The sequence below is a fragment of the Streptomyces sp. NBC_00569 genome, assembly GCF_036345255.1.
Lineage (GTDB): Bacteria > Actinomycetota > Actinomycetes > Streptomycetales > Streptomycetaceae > Streptomyces.
In genome coordinates, this window is sequence record NZ_CP107783.1 from 1,333,887 (window position 1) to 1,350,402 (window position 16,516).

Annotated in this window: 14 protein-coding genes; 9 read left to right on the forward strand and 5 right to left on the reverse strand. The window is 71.4% G+C overall.

Annotation, left to right across the window (positions count from 1 at the left end; genetic code table 11):
* The first annotated feature begins 69 nt into the window (after positions 1-69).
* The 8 genes from OHO83_RS06175 (at position 70) to OHO83_RS06210 (ending at position 11,730) form a co-directional block, all read left to right on the forward strand.
* Positions 70-2,703, forward strand: coding sequence for an alpha-L-rhamnosidase-related protein (locus tag OHO83_RS06175; protein ID WP_266678065.1), 2,634 nt, complete (start codon positions 70-72; stop codon positions 2,701-2,703).
* A gap of 139 nt (positions 2,704-2,842) precedes the next feature.
* A complete protein-coding gene (rhaI, locus tag OHO83_RS06180; protein WP_266678063.1) occupies positions 2,843-4,042 on the forward strand; it encodes an L-rhamnose isomerase in 1,200 nt (399 codons plus the stop codon).
* Positions 4,043-4,047: 5 nt separating this feature from the next.
* Positions 4,048-6,090 carry a bifunctional aldolase/short-chain dehydrogenase gene (locus OHO83_RS06185; protein WP_266680172.1) on the forward strand — a complete coding sequence of 681 codons (2,043 nt, stop codon included), beginning with the start codon at positions 4,048-4,050 and terminating at the stop codon, positions 6,088-6,090.
* Positions 6,091-6,098: 8 nt separating this feature from the next.
* Positions 6,099-7,577 (forward strand): rhamnulokinase, encoded by a 1,479-nt coding sequence (locus tag OHO83_RS06190; protein WP_266678061.1) that lies wholly within the window; start codon positions 6,099-6,101, stop codon positions 7,575-7,577.
* 74 nt (positions 7,578-7,651) lie between these two features.
* Positions 7,652-8,407 carry a (Fe-S)-binding protein gene (locus OHO83_RS06195; RefSeq protein ID WP_266678059.1) on the forward strand — a complete coding sequence of 252 codons (756 nt, stop codon included), beginning with the start codon at positions 7,652-7,654 and terminating at the stop codon, positions 8,405-8,407.
* Positions 8,404-9,891, forward strand: coding sequence for a LutB/LldF family L-lactate oxidation iron-sulfur protein (locus OHO83_RS06200; protein ID WP_266678057.1), 1,488 nt, complete (start codon positions 8,404-8,406; stop codon positions 9,889-9,891). The genes OHO83_RS06195 and OHO83_RS06200 overlap by 4 nt, the downstream gene beginning before the upstream one ends.
* The gene (locus OHO83_RS06205; protein WP_266678055.1) at positions 9,888-10,544 is read left to right on the forward strand and encodes a LutC/YkgG family protein; all 657 of its coding nucleotides are present in this window, start codon (positions 9,888-9,890) and stop codon (positions 10,542-10,544) included. The genes OHO83_RS06200 and OHO83_RS06205 overlap by 4 nt, the downstream gene beginning before the upstream one ends.
* Before the next feature lie 22 nt (positions 10,545-10,566).
* Positions 10,567-11,730 carry an ABC transporter ATP-binding protein gene (locus tag OHO83_RS06210; protein WP_266678053.1) on the forward strand — a complete coding sequence of 388 codons (1,164 nt, stop codon included), beginning with the start codon at positions 10,567-10,569 and terminating at the stop codon, positions 11,728-11,730.
* A 25-nt stretch (positions 11,731-11,755) separates the two neighbouring features.
* Here OHO83_RS06210 and OHO83_RS06215 read toward each other — a convergent pair whose 3' ends face one another.
* The 4 genes from OHO83_RS06215 to OHO83_RS06230 all read right to left on the reverse strand — a co-directional run bounded on the left by OHO83_RS06215 (position 11,756) and on the right by OHO83_RS06230 (position 14,889).
* Positions 11,756-12,715, reverse strand: coding sequence for an ABC transporter substrate-binding protein (locus OHO83_RS06215; protein ID WP_266678051.1), 960 nt, complete (start codon positions 12,713-12,715; stop codon positions 11,756-11,758).
* Entirely contained in the window at positions 12,715-13,386 is a 672-nt protein-coding gene (locus OHO83_RS06220; RefSeq protein ID WP_266678049.1) for an ABC transporter permease, read from the reverse strand. Before OHO83_RS06220 ends, OHO83_RS06215 begins: the two co-directional genes overlap by 1 nt.
* Positions 13,383-14,099 carry an ABC transporter permease gene (locus tag OHO83_RS06225; RefSeq protein WP_330278855.1) on the reverse strand — a complete coding sequence of 239 codons (717 nt, stop codon included), beginning with the start codon at positions 14,097-14,099 and terminating at the stop codon, positions 13,383-13,385. The genes OHO83_RS06220 and OHO83_RS06225 overlap by 4 nt, the downstream gene beginning before the upstream one ends.
* Positions 14,100-14,184: 85 nt before the next feature.
* On the reverse strand, positions 14,185-14,889 hold the full coding sequence (locus OHO83_RS06230) for a CDGSH iron-sulfur domain-containing protein (protein ID WP_266678045.1): 705 nt from the start codon (positions 14,887-14,889) through the stop codon (positions 14,185-14,187).
* A gap of 138 nt (positions 14,890-15,027) precedes the next feature.
* On the opposite strand from OHO83_RS06230, the gene OHO83_RS06235 reads away from it, so the two are divergent.
* Positions 15,028-15,426 carry a hypothetical protein gene (locus tag OHO83_RS06235; RefSeq protein WP_266678043.1) on the forward strand — a complete coding sequence of 133 codons (399 nt, stop codon included), beginning with the start codon at positions 15,028-15,030 and terminating at the stop codon, positions 15,424-15,426.
* A 25-nt stretch (positions 15,427-15,451) separates the two neighbouring features.
* Here OHO83_RS06235 and sph read toward each other — a convergent pair whose 3' ends face one another.
* Positions 15,452-16,438, reverse strand: a complete 987-nt coding sequence (gene sph / locus OHO83_RS06240) for a sphingomyelin phosphodiesterase (RefSeq protein WP_266678041.1) — start codon at positions 16,436-16,438, stop codon at positions 15,452-15,454.
* Between the last annotated feature and the right edge of the window lie 78 nt (positions 16,439-16,516).

A 16,516-nucleotide genomic window follows, 5' to 3' on the forward strand; every position in this document is an offset into this window, starting at 1 on the left:
AGATGAGCCCATGCCCACATCGATTCACTCCTGCCCCGTCCCGGCGCGGGCGGACGGAGGCACACAGACGTGACGGATGACGTGAAGACAGCACAGGGGCCCGACCGGCGTGCCGTGCTCGGAGCAGGTGTGGGCGGGGCGGTGCTGGCCGCGGCCGGGCTGCCCCTCCTGGGCGCGGTAACGGCCGCGGCAACCGCACCGGTTGCGGGCTCGGGTGCCGGACAGGTCCCGGACGCGGCCTGGCACCGCTACGTCCAGGCGCCGTCCGGCCGCACGGTGCGGCCGGTGCGGATCGTCCGGTCGGCCGGTGACGTGACGCGTCCCGACGCCCTCCTCGAACCTGGCGGCCAGGTCACCGTCCTGCGCCGCCCCGAACCTCCCGCGCCGCCGCGCTGGCCCGACGGCACCACCGCCGAGGGCTCCACCACCCACGCCGGCAACAACGGAGGCGACGGCCGACCGCGCACGTACGACGCGCAGCACGCCGTCGACGGCGACCTCGACACCTTCTGGAACGACGACACCGAGCGATCCTTCCCCGACACCCTGACGGTGACGGTGCCCGAGGCGCGCACGCTCTCGGGCCTGACCTTGGTGTCCGACACGGACGGCGTACCCACGGACTTCACGGTGGACGCCTGGGTCGACTCGGACTGGCGGAAGGTCGCCGCCGTCACCGGCAACAGCGCGGTGCAGCGCGCCGTCCGCTTCGACGCGCCGGTGTCCACGGCGCGGGTGCGGATCACGGTCACCTCGGCCCAGGACCTCGGGCAGGGCGTGTTCACGCGGATCAACGAGATCTGGCCCGAGGCCGTGGACCCGGTCGTGGCACCGAGCGTGACACTCGACTTCGGCAAGGTCGTCGTCGGCCACCCGAAGGTCGACTTCGCCTCGGCGTCCGGCAACCGTCCCGGGGTGCGCCTCGCCTTCTCCGAGACGCTCCAGTTCCTCACCGACCGCTCCGACTTCACCCGCAACGACCAGGCGGGCGGCGCCTCGAAGGGAACGGACCAGTACGCCGTGCCCGCGGCCGGCGCCCAGTGGACGGACAAGAAGGGCTACGCCTCGGGCGGCGACAAGGTGTACGCGGACGGCCTGCACGGCTTCCGCTATCTCAAGATCACGCTGGACGCGCTGCCGTCCGACGCGCCCGCCGCGCAGCCGTGGGGCACCGTCGCCGTGGACGCCGTGTCGCTCGACTTCACTGCGTATCTCGGCACACCGGAGTCGTACCGCGGCTGGTTCCTGTGCTCCGACGAGGAGCTGAACCGCTACTGGTACGGCGCCTCGTACACGAACGAGCTGGTCGTCGACACCTTCCGCGAGGACGACGTGGACCCGCGGGGCGCCTTCAGCGCATCGCTCGACGGGAAGCTCGTCCTGCACGACGGCGCGAAGCGCGACCGGGATCCGTACGTCGGTGACGTGGCGGTGGCGGGGCGCACCCTCTATCTCACGCACGACGACGCGGCCGAGGCCGCGCGCAACGTGCTGGCGGACCTCGCCGAGCACCAGCGGGCCGACGGCTGGATCCCGCCGGCCTCCATCAACCAGTACACGCTCCCTCTGTTCGACTACCCGCTGTGGTGGGTGACGTGCAGCTGGGACTACGTCCTGTACACCGGCGACAAGGACTACGCCGAGCGCTACTACCCGCAGCTCGTCAAGGTCCTCGACACGTGGTACCCGAGCGTGACGGACGACGCGGGCTTGCTGAGCAAGGGCCTCAACGGCACGTCGGGGTACGGGGATTACGCGTTCCTCGGGCGCACGGGCCGGATCACGTACTACAACGCCAACTACGTGCAGGCCCTGAAGGACGCGGCCCGGATCGCGGAGCACGTGGGTCATGACGCGGACGCGGGGCGGTGGCGGGAGCGGGCGGACAAGGTCGCCCAGGCGGTCAACACGCATCTGTGGGACGAGGCGGCGGGCGCCTATCTGGACTCCGCGACCGGCGCCGTCCGGCACGCGCAGGACGGCAACGCGATCGCCATCACGTCGGGCGTCGCGGGCGCGGAGCGGGCGGCGTCGGCGCTCGCCCACCTGGACGCGACGACGAAACTCCGTTACGGCAATGCCTTCATGGACAACGACACCCTCTTCGGTGGCGCCTCCCAGCGGGTGTACGCCTTCACCTCGTACCCGGAGTTCGTGGCGCGCTTCGAGAGCGGCCTCGCCGACTCGGCGATCGACCAGATCAAGCGCACCTACGGGTGGATGGACAGCCACGACCCCGGCATCACCCACTGGGAGGGCATCGGTCCGAACGGCTCGCTGTACGAGGGCGCGTACACGAGCATGGCGCACGGATGGTCCACGGGAGTGCTGCCCGCGCTCACCCATCAGCTGCTCGGCGCCAGGCCGACGTCGCCGGGGTACGCCGCCTGGGAGGTGCGTCCGTTCACCGGCTCGGTGCGCTGGGCCCGGGGTGAACTACCCACACCACACGGACCGTTGGGTGTGGAGTGGGAGCGCGAGGGTGACACGTACACCTTGACCGTACGTGCGCCGCGGGGCACCCGGGGGGTGGTCGCGCTGCCCACGGACGGCGGCCGGGGCGCGACGGTGCGCTCGGGCGGACGGACGCTCTGGCGGAACGGCAGATCCGCGGCGTCCGGGGTGCGCCTGGACTCCGGCCGCGTGACGGTCTCCGCCCTCACCCCCGGCACCCACCGCTTCACGCTGACGCACGAAGGCTGAACTGCGCCTGCGGCCTGGGAGATCGCGCCGCGGGCACCGTCACCGACAAGGCCGTGCGGGGCCGTTGACACGCCCCGCACGGCCCTTTAGCGTCAGGCTTTGAATCGTTTCACAACGATCGTTCGTTCACAGGAGAGACATGACCGGGTCCACAGCACACGAGGCGCGGACAACGGCCGCCAAGGCCGTCCTGAAGCGCCAGTCGATCGAGACACCGTCCTGGGCATACGGAAACTCGGGCACCCGCTTCAAGGTGTTCGCCCAGGCCGGCGTGCCCCGCACCCCGCGGGAGAAGCTCGACGACGCCGCGCAGGTCCACGCGTTCACAGGCGCCGCGCCGACCGTGGCGCTGCACATACCGTGGGACCGCGTCGAGGGCGGACCCGAGGGATACGCGAAGCTCGCCGCGTACGCCGAGGAGCGCGGCGTGAAGCTGGGCGCGGTCAACTCCAATGTCTTCCAGGACGACGACTACAAGCTGGGCAGCGTCACCAACCCGGACCCCGCGGTGCGCCGCAAGGCCGTCGGCCACCTCCTGGAGTGCGTCGACATCATGGACGCCACCGGCTCGCGCGATCTGAAGCTGTGGTTCTCCGACGGCACCAACTACCCCGGCCAGGACGACCTCCGGGACCGCCAGGACCGGCTCGCCGAGGCGCTGCGGACCGTGTACGACCGGCTTGGCGACGACCAGCGCATGGTGCTCGAGTACAAGCTCTTCGAGCCCGCCTTCTACGCCACCGACGTGCCGGACTGGGGCACGTCGTACGCGCACTGCCTCAGGCTCGGCGAGAAGGCGCAGGTGTGTGTGGACACCGGGCATCACGCGCCGGGCACGAACATCGAGTTCATCGTCGCGTTCCTGCTGCGGGAGGGACGCCTCGGCGCGTTCGACTTCAACTCGCGCTTCTACGCGGACGACGACCTGATGGTCGGCGCGGCGGACCCCTTCCAGCTGTTCCGGATCCTGTACGAGGTGCGGCGGGGCGGCGGTCTGGAGACCGACTCCGGGATCGCGTTCATGCTCGACCAGTGCCACAACATCGAGGCCAAGATCCCCGCGATCATCCGCTCGGTGATGAACGTCCAGGAGGCCACGGCCAAGGCGCTGCTCGTCGACGCCGAGGCGCTCGCCGCGGCCCAGCGGGAGGGCGATGTGCTGGCGGCCAACGGGGTGCTGATGGACGCGTACAACACGGACGTGCGTCCCCTGCTGGAGGAGGTCAGGGAAGAACTGGGGCTCGACCCGGATCCCATGGGGGCCTACCGGCGGTCAGGATGGCAGGAGCGGATCGTGAAGGACCGCGTCGGAGGCGAGCAGGCCGGATGGGGGGCATGAGCGACATGACGGAGCAGCACGCGTGCGTGAGCGAACTCCTGGCCCGTTCGCACCGGTTGGGCGCGGATCCGCGCAATACGAACTACGCGGGGGGCAACACCTCGGCGAAGGGCACGTCGACCGACCCGGTGACGGGTGGTGACGTCGAGCTGATGTGGGTCAAGGGCTCGGGCGGCGACCTGGGGACGCTCACGGCCGACGGGCTCGCCGCCCTGCGCCTGGACCGGCTGCGCACCCTGGAGAGCGTGTATCCGGGGGTGGAGCGCGAGGACGAGATGGTCGCCGCGTTCGACTACTGCCTGCACGGCAGGGGCGGCGCCGCGCCGTCCATCGACACCGCGATGCACGGACTGGTGGACGCGGCGCACGTGGACCACCTGCACCCCGACTCCGGGATCGCTCTCGCCTGCGCCGCGGACGGCGAGAAGCTGACCGCCGAGTGCTTCGGCGACACGGTGGTGTGGGTGCCGTGGCGCAGGCCCGGATTCCAGCTGGGCCTGGACATCGCGGCGGTCAAGAAGGCCAACCCGAGGGCGATCGGCTGCGTCCTGGGCGGTCACGGCATCACGGCGTGGGGCGACACGGCACAGGAGTGCGAGCGGCGCTCCCTGCACATCATCCGTACCGCGGAGGCGTTCCTCGCCGAGCGGGGCAGGGCCGAGCCGTTCGGCCCGCTGCTCGCGGGGTACACCGGCGGCGGACCGGCCGCCCGCCGGGAGCGGGCCGCCGCACTCGCCCCGTTCATCAGGGCGCTCGCCTCCCAGGACCGGCCCCAGGTGGGCCACTTCGACGACTCGGACGTCGTGCTCGACTTCCTGTCGCGCACCGAGCACCCGCGCCTCGCGGCCCTCGGCACGTCCTGCCCCGACCACTTCCTCCGGACGAAGGTCAGGCCCCTGGTCCTCGACCTGCCGCCGACGGCCCCCCTGGACGAGGCGGTCGCGCGGCTGAGGCAGCTGCACGCCGAGTACCGCGAGGAGTACGCGGCCTACTACACGCGGCACGCGGGCCCTGACTCCCCGGCGATGCGGGGTGCCGATCCGGCGATCGTGCTCGTCCCCGGGGTCGGCATGTTCAGCTTCGGCAAGGACAAGCAGACGGCGCGTGTCGCGGGCGAGTTCTACGTCAACGCGATCAATGTGATGCGCGGCGCCGAGGCCGTGTCGGCCTACGCGCCGATCGAGGAGTCGGAGAAGTTCCGCATCGAGTACTGGTCCCTGGAGGAGGCCAAGCTCCGGAGGATGCCGAAGCCCGAGCCGCTCGCCACCCGGGTCGCGCTCGTGACGGGCGCGGGCAGCGGGATCGGGAAGGCGATCGCCCGCAGGCTCGTGGCGGAGGGCGCGTGCGTGGTCGTCGCGGATCTGGACGGGGACAACGCGGCCGCCGTGGCCGAGGAGTTGGGCGGTCCCGACAAGGCGGTTGCCGTCACGGTCGATGTGACGTCGGAGGAGCAGATCATCGCCGCTTTCGGCGCGGCGGTCCTGGCGTTCGGCGGCGTCGACCTCGTGGTGAACAACGCGGGCATCTCCATCTCGAAGCCGCTCCTGGAGACGACGGCCCGGGACTGGGACCTCCAGCACGACATCATGGCGCGCGGCTCCTTCCTCGTGTCACGCGAGGCCGCGCGTGTCATGCGGGCGCAGGGGCTCGGCGGCGACCTCGTGTACATCGCCTCGAAGAACGCGGTGTTCGCGGGCCCGAACAACATCGCGTACTCCGCGACCAAGGCCGACCAGGCACATCAGGTCCGGCTTCTGGCAGCCGAGTTGGGAGAGCACGGCATCCGGGTCAACGGCGTGAATCCGGACGGAGTGGTGCGCGGCTCCGGGATCTTCGCGGGCGGCTGGGGCGCGCAGCGCGCGGCGACGTACGGGATCGAGGAGGACAAGCTCGGCGAGTTCTACGCGCAGCGGACCATCCTCAAGCGCGAGGTACTGCCCGAGCATGTCGCCAACGCGGTGTTCGCCCTGACCGGCGGGGACCTCACGCACACGACGGGGCTGCACATTCCGGTGGACGCCGGCGTCGCCGCGGCCTTCCTGCGATGAGCGCGGCCATGGCGCCTCCGGTTCCCGCCCGGACGGGCGCGTTCGCCGCGGTCGACCTGGGTGCTTCCAGCGGGCGCGTCATGGTCGGCCGGGTCGGCCCCGGCACCCTCGCCCTGGCGGAGGCCCACCGCTTCCCCAACCGTCCGGTGCGGCTTCCGGAGGGGCTGCGCTGGGACGTGCTCGGCCTGTACGCGGGCGTGCTGGACGGGCTGCGCGCCGCCGGCGCCACGGCGGGCGGGCGGATCGCGTCCGTCGGCATCGACAGCTGGGCCGTGGACTACGGCCTCCTCGACGCGGACGGCGCACTGCTCGGCCATCCCGTGCACTACCGCGACGGGCGCACGGAGGGCGTGGCGGAGAAGGTGTGGGCGAGCATGCCGGCGGCCGAGCTGTACGCGGCGACGGGGTTGCAGTACGCGCCGTTCAACACGCTCTACCAGCTCGTGGCGGCACAGGGATCCGCTCAACTCGCCTCTGCGCGACGGCTGTTGCTGATCCCTGATCTGATCTCGTACTGGCTGACAGGCGAGCAGGGCACGGAGCTGACCAACGCCTCGACCACTCAGCTGATCGACCCGCGCACCGGCGACTGGGCGTCCACGGTCGCCGAGCGCCTCGGGGTCGATCTCGGGCTCCTCCCGCCGCTGCGGCGGCCCGGGGACCCGGCGGGTCAGTTGCTGCCGGAGGTGCTGGAGGAGACGGGGCTGACGGGTCCGGTTCCGGTGACGGCCGTCGGCTCGCACGACACAGCCTCTGCGGTGGCCGCCGTCCCGGCCGCTCCCGGCGAGCGGTTCGCCTACATCTGCACCGGCACCTGGTCGCTGGCCGGTCTCGAACTCGATGCCCCCGTCCTGAGCGAAGCGAGCCGTACCGCAAACTTCACGAACGAGCTGGGACTGGACGGCACGGTCCGCCATCTGCGCAACATCATGGGCCTGTGGCTGCTCCAGGAGTGCCTGCGCGCCTGGGGGGATCCCGAACTCGGGGCGCTGCTGCGGGAGGCGGGGGACGTCGCGCCGCTGCGGTCGGTGGTGGACGCGGGGGACGCCGTGTTCCTCGCCCCGGGGCGCATGCCCGAGCGCATCGCGGAAGCCTGCCGGGCCACCGGCCTGCCCGTGCCGCGCACCCGGGCCGAGACGACCAGGTGCATCCTCGACTCCCTGGCGCTCGCGCACCGGCGGGCGATAGCCGACGCGGCGCACCTGGCCGACCACCCGGTCGACGTCGTGCACATCGTGGGCGGCGGCGCCCGTAACGCGCTGCTGTGCCAGTTGACCGCCGACGCCTGCGGTCTCCCGGTCGTGGCGGGCCCCGCCGAGGCGGCGGCCCTGGGCAACGTACTCGTGCAGGCGCGCGCCCACGGCCTCGTCGGCGACCGGGCGGCGATGCGCGAACTCCTCGCCCGAACCCAGCCCCTGACCCGGTACGAGCCGCGGGGGAACGACACCGCGTGGCGGGCCGCCGAACGGCGCCTCACCGAACGGTGACGCCAGGTGTCTCCCCTCCGGGCCGCCTGCCGCGTACCCTGCACCCATCCGATGATCGATACGAAGGGGCCGCGATGCGCGTCGCACTGTTCCTGACGTGTGTCAACGACACGCTCTATCCGGACACCGGCCGTGCGGTGGTGAAACTGCTGACCAGGCTGGGTGTCGACATCGACTTCCCGATGGGGCAGACCTGTTGCGGGCAGGCGCACTACAACACCGGCTATCGCCATGAGGCGGAGCCGCTCGCCCGGAAGTTCTCCGATGTATTCGGTGAATACGACGCGATCGTGACGCCGTCCGGGTCGTGCGGGGCGATGGTGCGCGAGCTGTACCCGCGCATGGGCGAGCGGGCCCGCGCGGAGGGCCGCGGCGACGGGCTCGCGGCCGCTCTCGCACCGGTCGTGCCGAAGACGTACGAGCTCACCGAGTTCCTCGTGGACGTGCTCGGGGTGACGGACGTGGGCGCGTACTACCCGCACACCGTGACGTACCACCCGACGTGCCACGGCCTGCGCTCCCTCGGGCTCGGCGACCGGCCCTACCAACTGCTCAAGGCGGTCAAGGGACTCGACCTCAAGGAGCTGCCGGGTGCCCAGGAGTGTTGCGGGTTCGGCGGCACCTTCGCCGTCAAGAACTCCGATGTCTCGGCTGCCATGGGCGAGGACAAGGTCCGCAACGCCGGATCGACCGGCGCCGACGTCCTGTGCGCGGCGGACAACTCCTGCCTGATGCACCTAGGTGGCACGATGTCCCGCCTGCACACCTCGATGCGCCCCGTCCACATCGCGGAGATCCTGGCGAGCACGGAAGAGGAGCCCCTGTCATGAGCGGCACGTTCGTCGGCATGCCCGCGTTTCCCGTCGCCGCCCACGAGGCCGTCGGCAACACCACCCTGCGCGCCAACCTCCGGCACGCCACGCACACCATCCGCGACAAGCGGGCCAAGGCCGTCGCGGAGCTCGACGACTGGGCGCTCCTGCGCGAGGCCGGCAAGCAGATCAAGGACCACACACTGCGCCATCTCGACACCTACCTCGTGCAGTTGGAGGAGGCCGTCACCGCGGCGGGCGGCGTCGTCCACTGGGCCGCCGACGCCGCCGAGGCCAACCGGATCGTGACACGCCTGGTCAAGGAGACCGGCGAGTCCGAAGTGGTCAAGGTCAAGTCGATGGCCACCCAGGAGATCGGACTCAACGAAGCGCTCGAAGAAGCCGGGATCGCCGCCTACGAGACCGACCTCGCCGAACTGATCGTGCAGCTCGGCCACGACCGCCCCTCCCACATCCTCGTCCCCGCCATCCACCGCAACCGCGGCGAGATCCGCGACATCTTCGCCAAGGAGATGGGCGAGTGGGGCCGCCCGGCCCCCGAGGACCTCACCGACACCCCCGCCGACTTGGCCGAAGCCGCGCGCCTCCACCTGCGCGAGAAATTCCTGCGCGCCAAGGTCGGCATCTCCGGGGCGAACTTCATGGTCGCCGAGACCGGCACCCTCGTCGTCGTGGAGTCCGAGGGCAACGGCCGCATGTGCCTCACCCTGCCCGAGACCCTGATCTCGGTCGTCGGCATCGAGAAGATCGTCCCCACCTGGCGCGACCTCGAGGTCTTCCTCCAGACACTCCCCCGCTCCTCGACGGCCGAACGCATGAACCCGTACACGTCGATGTGGACCGGGACCAGCGACACCGAGACCGCGGACGGCCCGCGCGCCTTCCACCTGGTCCTCCTCGACAACGGCCGCACCGACACCCTCGCCGACGAGGTCGGCCGCCAGGCCCTGCGCTGCATCCGCTGCTCGGCCTGCCTCAACGTGTGCCCGGTCTACGAGAGGGCCGGCGGCCACGCGTACGGCTCCGTCTACCCCGGCCCCATCGGCGCGATCCTCAGCCCCCAACTCAGGGGCACCACAAGCGAGATCGACGCCTCACTCCCCTACGCCTCCAGCCTGTGCGGCGCCTGCTACGAGGTCTGCCCCGTCGCCATCGACATCCCCGAAGTGCTCGTGCACCTGCGGGAGCGGGTCGTGCAGGGCGGACCGGCCACCCGGCAGGGCAACAGGGTGGTCCTGAAGCCGGCGAAGGGCCATGCGGCGGAGCGGGCCGCCATGCGCGCGGCCGGCTGGGCGTTCGTCCATCCCGGAGCGCTGCGTGCGGGCCAGCGCGTGGCCTCGCGCACGCGCCGCTTCCATCCCCGTACGCTCCCCGGCCCCGGCCGGGCCTGGAGCGCGACGCGGGATCTGCCGCAGGTGCCGGCGGAGCCGTTCAGGGACTGGTGGCAGCGCACGCACGGCAAGAAGGAGAGCGGCAAGTGAGCAGCAGGGACATCATCCTCGGCCGGGTCCGGCGCGCGCTGGGCGAGGCGCCCCGGGGCGATGCGCAGACGTCGTACGAGACGGCCGTGGACCGGGAGTACCGGCGTGAGCACGGCTCCCGGACGACCGAGGAGACCGTCGGCCTGCTCGCCGCGAACCTGGCGGACTACCGGGCGATCGTGCATCGCTGCCAGGACGAGGAGGAGCTCCCGGACCTGATCATGAGGCTGCTCGCAGCGCGGGGACCGCAGTACGTGCTCGTGCCCCCGGGCCTTCCGCCCGAGTGGATGTCCGCCGCCGATCCCACCCGGGTGCACGACCGTGCCGTGAGCACCACGCACGACGTGGACAAGGTGGGGAGCGTGGTCACCGGTTGCGCGGTCGCCGTCGCCGAGACCGGCACCATCGTGCTCGACGGCTCGCCCGACCAGGGGCGCCGCCGCATCACGCTGATCCCCGATCACCACATCTGCGTCGTGCGCGTCCCGGACCAGGTCGTCTCGTCGGTTCCGCAGGCCCTGGAGCGGCTCGACCCGACGCGGCCCCTGACGTGGATCTCCGGTCCCTCCGCCACCAGTGACATCGAACTCGACCGGGTCGAGGGCGTGCACGGCCCGCGCACCCTGGAGGTGGTGCTGGTGAGCGGGGAGTGACCGTCGCGGTTAGCGTGAGGGAATGATCCGGTTCGACCGAGTCACCAAGCGGTACGCGGACGGCACCACGGCCGTGGACGATCTGTCCTTCGAGGTCGGCGAGGGCGAACTGGTCACCCTGGTCGGCCCGTCGGGCTGCGGGAAGACCACCACGATGATGATGGTCAACCGCCTCATCGAGCCCACGTCGGGCCGGATCCTCGTCGACGGCGAGGACATCTCGCAGGTCGACCCGGTCAAGCTGCGCCGCCGCATCGGATACGTGATCCAGCAGGTCGGCCTCTTCCCGCACCGCACGATTCTCGACAACACGGCGACCGTGCCCGCGCTGATCGGCTGGAAGAAGTCCAAGGCGCGCGCCCGGGCCGCCGAACTGCTCGACCTGGTCGGACTCGACCCGAAGCAGTACGGCTCCCGCTACCCCGAGCAGCTGTCGGGCGGCCAGCGCCAGCGCGTCGGTGTGGCCCGCGCGCTCGCCGCCGACCCGCCGGTGCTCCTGATGGACGAGCCGTTCGGCGCCGTCGACCCGGTGGTCCGCGAGCAGTTGCAGGACGAGTTCCTGCGCATGCAGGCCGCGGTGCGCAAGACGGTTCTCCTGGTCACGCACGACATCGAGGAGGCCGTCAGGCTGGGCGACCGGATCGCGGTGTACGGACAGGGCCGTATCGAGCAGTTCGACACTCCGGGCGCGGTGCTCGGCACGCCCGCGACGCCGTACGTCGCCGAGTTCGTCGGCGCCGACCGTGGTCTGAAGCGGCTCTCCGTGACGGAGATCGAGCCGGACGACCTGGACCAGCCCGCCGTGACCCGCGCCGGCGAGCCCGCCCGGCAGGCCGCCGCGCGGCTGCGTGACGAGGGGGCGCGCTGGTCCGTCGTCCTCGACACGGACGGCGATCTGCACGGCTGGGTCGGCATCGACGAGCTGTCGCTCGCGGGCGAGGAGGGGCTGGTCGGCGACCTGGCCCACCGCATGAACGCATGGGTGCCCGTCGGCGCCCCGCTCAAGCAGGCGTTCGGCGTGATGCTCCAGCACGACGCGGGCTGGGTCGCGGTCCTCGACGGCGCCCATTTCCTCGGCGTCCTGACCCCGGCGAAGCTCCACGAGGCGCTGCGCCGTTCGGTGGACGCGGACGCCCAGGGCGTGGCGCGGGACGAGGTGAGTTTCGAGTCGGTCGCCGACGCGTGAGCGGCCCGTCGCCCCTCAGGCAAAGTCAGCTCTTGAGCAGACCCTTCGACTCCAGGTACGAGCGCGCCACGTCCTCCGGGAGCCTGCGCCAGCTGTCCACCTGCTGGTTCATGGACGCCAGGTCCTGCGTGGTCAGTACGGAGTTCAGCGCGCCGAGGATCTCGGCGACGCGCTCGCTGCCCGCCCGCGCCCGGTTGACCACCGGCACGATGTAGTCGGCGTTCTGCAGATGTCTGTCGTCGGCGAGCAGCACGAGGCCGAAGTCGGACAGGGTCGCGTCGGTCGTCGTGGTGAGCATCATCTGGTCCTTGCCGTCCTGCACCGCCTTCTTCGACTGGGTGGTGCCGACGCCCTTGGGGTCGACGCCGGTGACGTCGATGCCGTACGTCTTCTTCAGGCCCGGCTCGCAGTAGGGCCGCTGGACGCACTCGTCGCCCGCGGCGAGGCGCACCTTCAGGCCGGACGCGCCGAGGTCGCTGAGGGTCTTGAGGCGGTGCCGCCTCGCGTAGGCGGTGGTCACGGCGAAGGCGTTCTGGTCGACGGCCTTGCCGGGGGCGAGGACGGCGAGTCCGCGCGGGGCGGCGAGGCCGTGCAGTGCCTTCATGGTGGCGTCGAGGTCGGGCGATCCGACGGGCGGGGCCTTGGCGCCGTTCGTCTTGGCGTTGAGCCAGTCGGCGAAGGTCGCCGCGTACTCGGGCACGACATCGATCTGGCCGGATTCCAGGGCGGGTTCGTACAGTTCGCGGTTGGCGACGGACAGGATCTTGGTGCTGTAGCCGGCCTGCTTCAGGAGCAGGGCGTACATCTGGGCGAGCAGGTCGCTCTCGGTGAAGCCGGCCGTGCCGATGGTCAGGTGCTTGCTGTCGCCGGGCGGGGCGGTGACCGCGCCCTGGTTCTCCAGGGAGGGGCCGCCGCCGCAGGCGCCGACCAGGAGGAGCGGCAGGACTACGGCTGCTGCTGCGGCCCGTCGTCGTAAGGCCGCCATCAGGCCTTCCTCCGAGCCAGGGCGGGCGCGAACCGTTCGGCGAGCTCGAAGGCGCCCTCGACAAGCAGCGCGAAGACGGCGACGAGGACGGCGCCCGCGACGACCTGCGGGGTGCTCGCCAGGTTGAATCCGGCGGTGATGATCCGGCCGAGGCCGCCGCCGCCCGCGAGGGCCGCGATCGTCGCGGTGGCGACGAGCTGCACCGCGGCGATCCGCACCCCGTTCATGATCATCGGCAGGGCGAGGGGCACCTCGACCTGGAACAGCATCTGCCGTCCGGTCATCCCCATGCCACGAGCGGCCTGGACGATGTCACGGTCGACTCCGCGCATCCCGACGTAGGCGTTCGTGAGCAGCGGCGGGACCGCGAAGAGGACCAGGGCGACGACCGTGGGCCCCTCTCCGAACCTGCCGAGCGGGGTGAGCAGGAGCAGCACGAGGACGGCGAAGGTGGGGACGGCACGGCCGACGTTGGAGATGTTCCCGGCGAGCGCGCCGCCCTTGCCGAGGTGCCCGAGGACGAGCGCGACGGGCAGGGCGATCAGGCAGCTGATGACGAGGCAGACGACGGTGAGGGCGAGGTGCTGGGCGAGCCGGTGCCAGACGCCGTCGTCGCCGGACCAGTGCGAGGCGTCGGCGAGCCAGTCCCAGGCGTCGGTGAGGGTCTTCACCCGTGGCTCGCTCTCGTCCAGGGAGTGAGGATCCGCTGTACGCCGAGCAGCAGCAGGTCGGCGGCTACCGCGATGACGACGCACAGCACGGACGCGGTGAGGACCTGGGCCTTGAAGAACGTGTTCATGCCCGCGTAGATGAGGTTGCCGAGGCCGCCGTAGCCGACGATGGCGCCCACCGTCACGAGGGAGACGGCGGAGACCATGGCGATGCGCAGGCCCGCCATCGCGGCCGGCAGGGCGAGAGGCAGCTCCACCGTGAGCAGCAGCCTGACCGGTCCGTATCCCATGCCGCGCGCCGCCTGCCGGGTGCCTTCGGGGACCGCGCGCAGGCCCGCGAGGATGTTCCGCACGAGGAGGGTGAGAGAGTACAGGACGAGCCCCGCGACGACGAGGGACGCGGACAGACCGTACGCGGGCAGCAGCAGCGAGAACATGGCGAGCGACGGGATCGTGTAGAGGATCGTCGTCAGGGCGAGGACCGGGCCCGACGCGAGGGACCAGCGGCGCGCGACGACGGCCAGCGGCACGGCGAGCACCAGTGCGATCCGGACGGCGAGCGCGGTGAGCTGGAGGTGCTGGACGACCGCGTCGAGGAGGATGTGACGGCGGGTGCTCAGATACTCGCCGCAGATCCAGTCGTTGCGCGCCAGACAGTCGTCGGGCGTCGCGCTGCCGGGGCTCTGGGTGAGGGGTCCGCTCCATGGGGGCACTCGTCCATTCCAGTGGCAGGCGCGGACGGCGGCGCGCTGGATGACCCGTACGGCGTACGGCCGCGGGTACGGGGGCGCGGTGGGGTCAGGTGTCCTTGAAGCCGATCGACGCGTGGGTGCCGTCGCAGAACGGCTTGTTGCGCGAGGCTCCGCAGCGGCACAGGGTCACGCGGTTGCGGACTTCGTACGTCGTGCCGTCGGCGGCGGTCACCGGGATGCCGCCGCGCACCCAGATCCCTCCGCTGACGCCTTCCTGCGGGTCCTCGATGATGCCGATGGACGGCGGGAGTTCGGGCTCGACGGGGCGCCGCTCGGCGAGGTTCCAGGCGACGAGGCGCCCTGAGGGGCAGTCGCCCGTCTCCCGTTCCACGACGTCGGCGGTGCCCTTCTCCTCGACGAGGTTCCACACCTGCCCGTCCGCGTCGCAGAACCGCGCGAAGGCGCACAGGGGCTGGGCGTCGGTGAGGGTGAGCTCGGGTCCGTCCTGCTCGTCGGCCTGCTCCAGATAGGGCAGCCGGCTCGCGGTCTCGGTGCCGTCGAACCCGGCCCGCTCATGACTGCGGTCGCAGAACGGCTTGTTCGCGGACTGCCCGCAGCGGCACAGCTCGTACGTCTCCTCGGTGTCGTACGTGCGCTGCTGCCACCACTCGACGGACTGGCCCCGCGCGTCGGTGACGATGACCAGCTGGATGAGGGGGACTCCGCCGGTGACGAGGTACGGCCCGTTCTCCGTGACGCGTACGCCCCGCGCCGAGGCGGAGTGTGGGGCGGGGTCCTGCGCGTCCGGCATGAGGGGCCCTTCCTGATCCGTGCGGCGGCCCCCCTTCCAGCCTTGCGGAGGGGGTCGCCGGGCGCCACAGGAGAGGCCGTGCTCGTGGGCAGGCACCTGTGTCGAGCCCTGTCGCGGCGCCCCCGTAGGATTCACGCCTTGCACCGGACACCAGCCCAGGGGGGCACCGTGAGCGGCGGCTCGCAGAGCACACAGGCACGGACAGGGTCCGGGCACGGCCTCGGCGGCAGGAACCGGCCCGCGAAGGTGAGCATCGCCTTCGCGGGCTTCGGCGTCGCGTCGCTCGCCAACTTCTACACCGGCCTCGCCTGGCTGAACCCCGGCATCTTCGTCGGCATGGCCGTGTTGAGCGCCCTGATCGCCGTCCCGGCCGGCCACGTCGGCCGCTTCCGCGGGCGCCGCCTCGACGGCGAGGGGCGCGGGACGGCGCTCCTCGGCATCGTGGTCGGCTGGCTGCTGCTGTTCGTGTGCGCCCTGGCCGTGCTCGCCTACATCGGCCTGATCGCGGGCCTCGCGTTCCTGGCGGACGCGTTCTGACCCTGCTCCCGGCGCCGGGCGCGGGTCACTGCCGTCCGGCCTGGAGCGGGTAGTGGTCCGACAGGTTGGTGTACGTGTAGCTGGTGCCCCAACTGCTGACGGTCCAGGGCGCGGTGGTCTCCTTGACCACGTTGTTGACCCATCCGGCCGGCCGCACGTGGCCCTGGACGTGCAGGACGTAGTCCAGGTCCTCCTTGGGCTCGCCCGGGTAGCGGTAGCTCGCGATCGAGTTGGTCCCGGTGTCGAACGAGTACGGGTGCCCGGTCCGCGCGTCGGCCCCGACGAATCCGCCGTCGGCGAGCATGGAGGCGTACTCCCCGCCGTGCGAGTCGACGTTGAGGTCGCCCGCCACCATGACCTGCTCGCCGGCCGGGATGTGCTTGGCGTCGAGGAACGACTTGATGGCCTTGAACTGGAGGCTGCGGTCCTTGACCGCCTCACCGGCCCCGCACCCGGAGTCGGTGGACTGGGTGTGCGTCCCGACCACGTGCACCTTCGCGCCGTTCACATCGAGGACGGCGTAGACGAAGCCCTTGTTGGACCACCAGTCGGAGCCGCACGCGTCCTTGTAGACGTACTGCTCCTTGTGCACGATCGGCCACTTGCTGAGCAGCGTCACGCCGCCGTCCTCGGGCGTCGTCGACGAGTAGGAGCCGCCGGTGGCGTCCCAGCCGTCCTTGGACCGCCCCACGACGGGGGTCTGGTACGGGTACTGCGCCGACGCGTTGCTCTTCAGCGCGTCCGACGTGGTGTTGTCGAACGCCTCCTGGAGCACGACGACGTCGTTGCCCTGGAAGAAGGGCGCGGCCGGGATGGCCGCCGCCCGGTGCGCCTGACCCCAGTTGGGGTAGAGGTTGGTGCTCATCAGGAACGTGTTGTACGTCAGGACCTTGAGCCTGGGCGTATCGGCCGACGTCGCCGCCGACGCCTGCGGGGCGGTCAGGACCGCGGAGGCGGCGGCGAGGGTGACGGCGAGGGCGGAACCGGTCGTGCGGCGGGCAACGCGGGACACGTGGCCTCCCGTTTCTTGTGGGGATGCTGTGAGGGACGTGAGCACGCCACATCAAAGCAGCCACAGTTACTTCCGGGT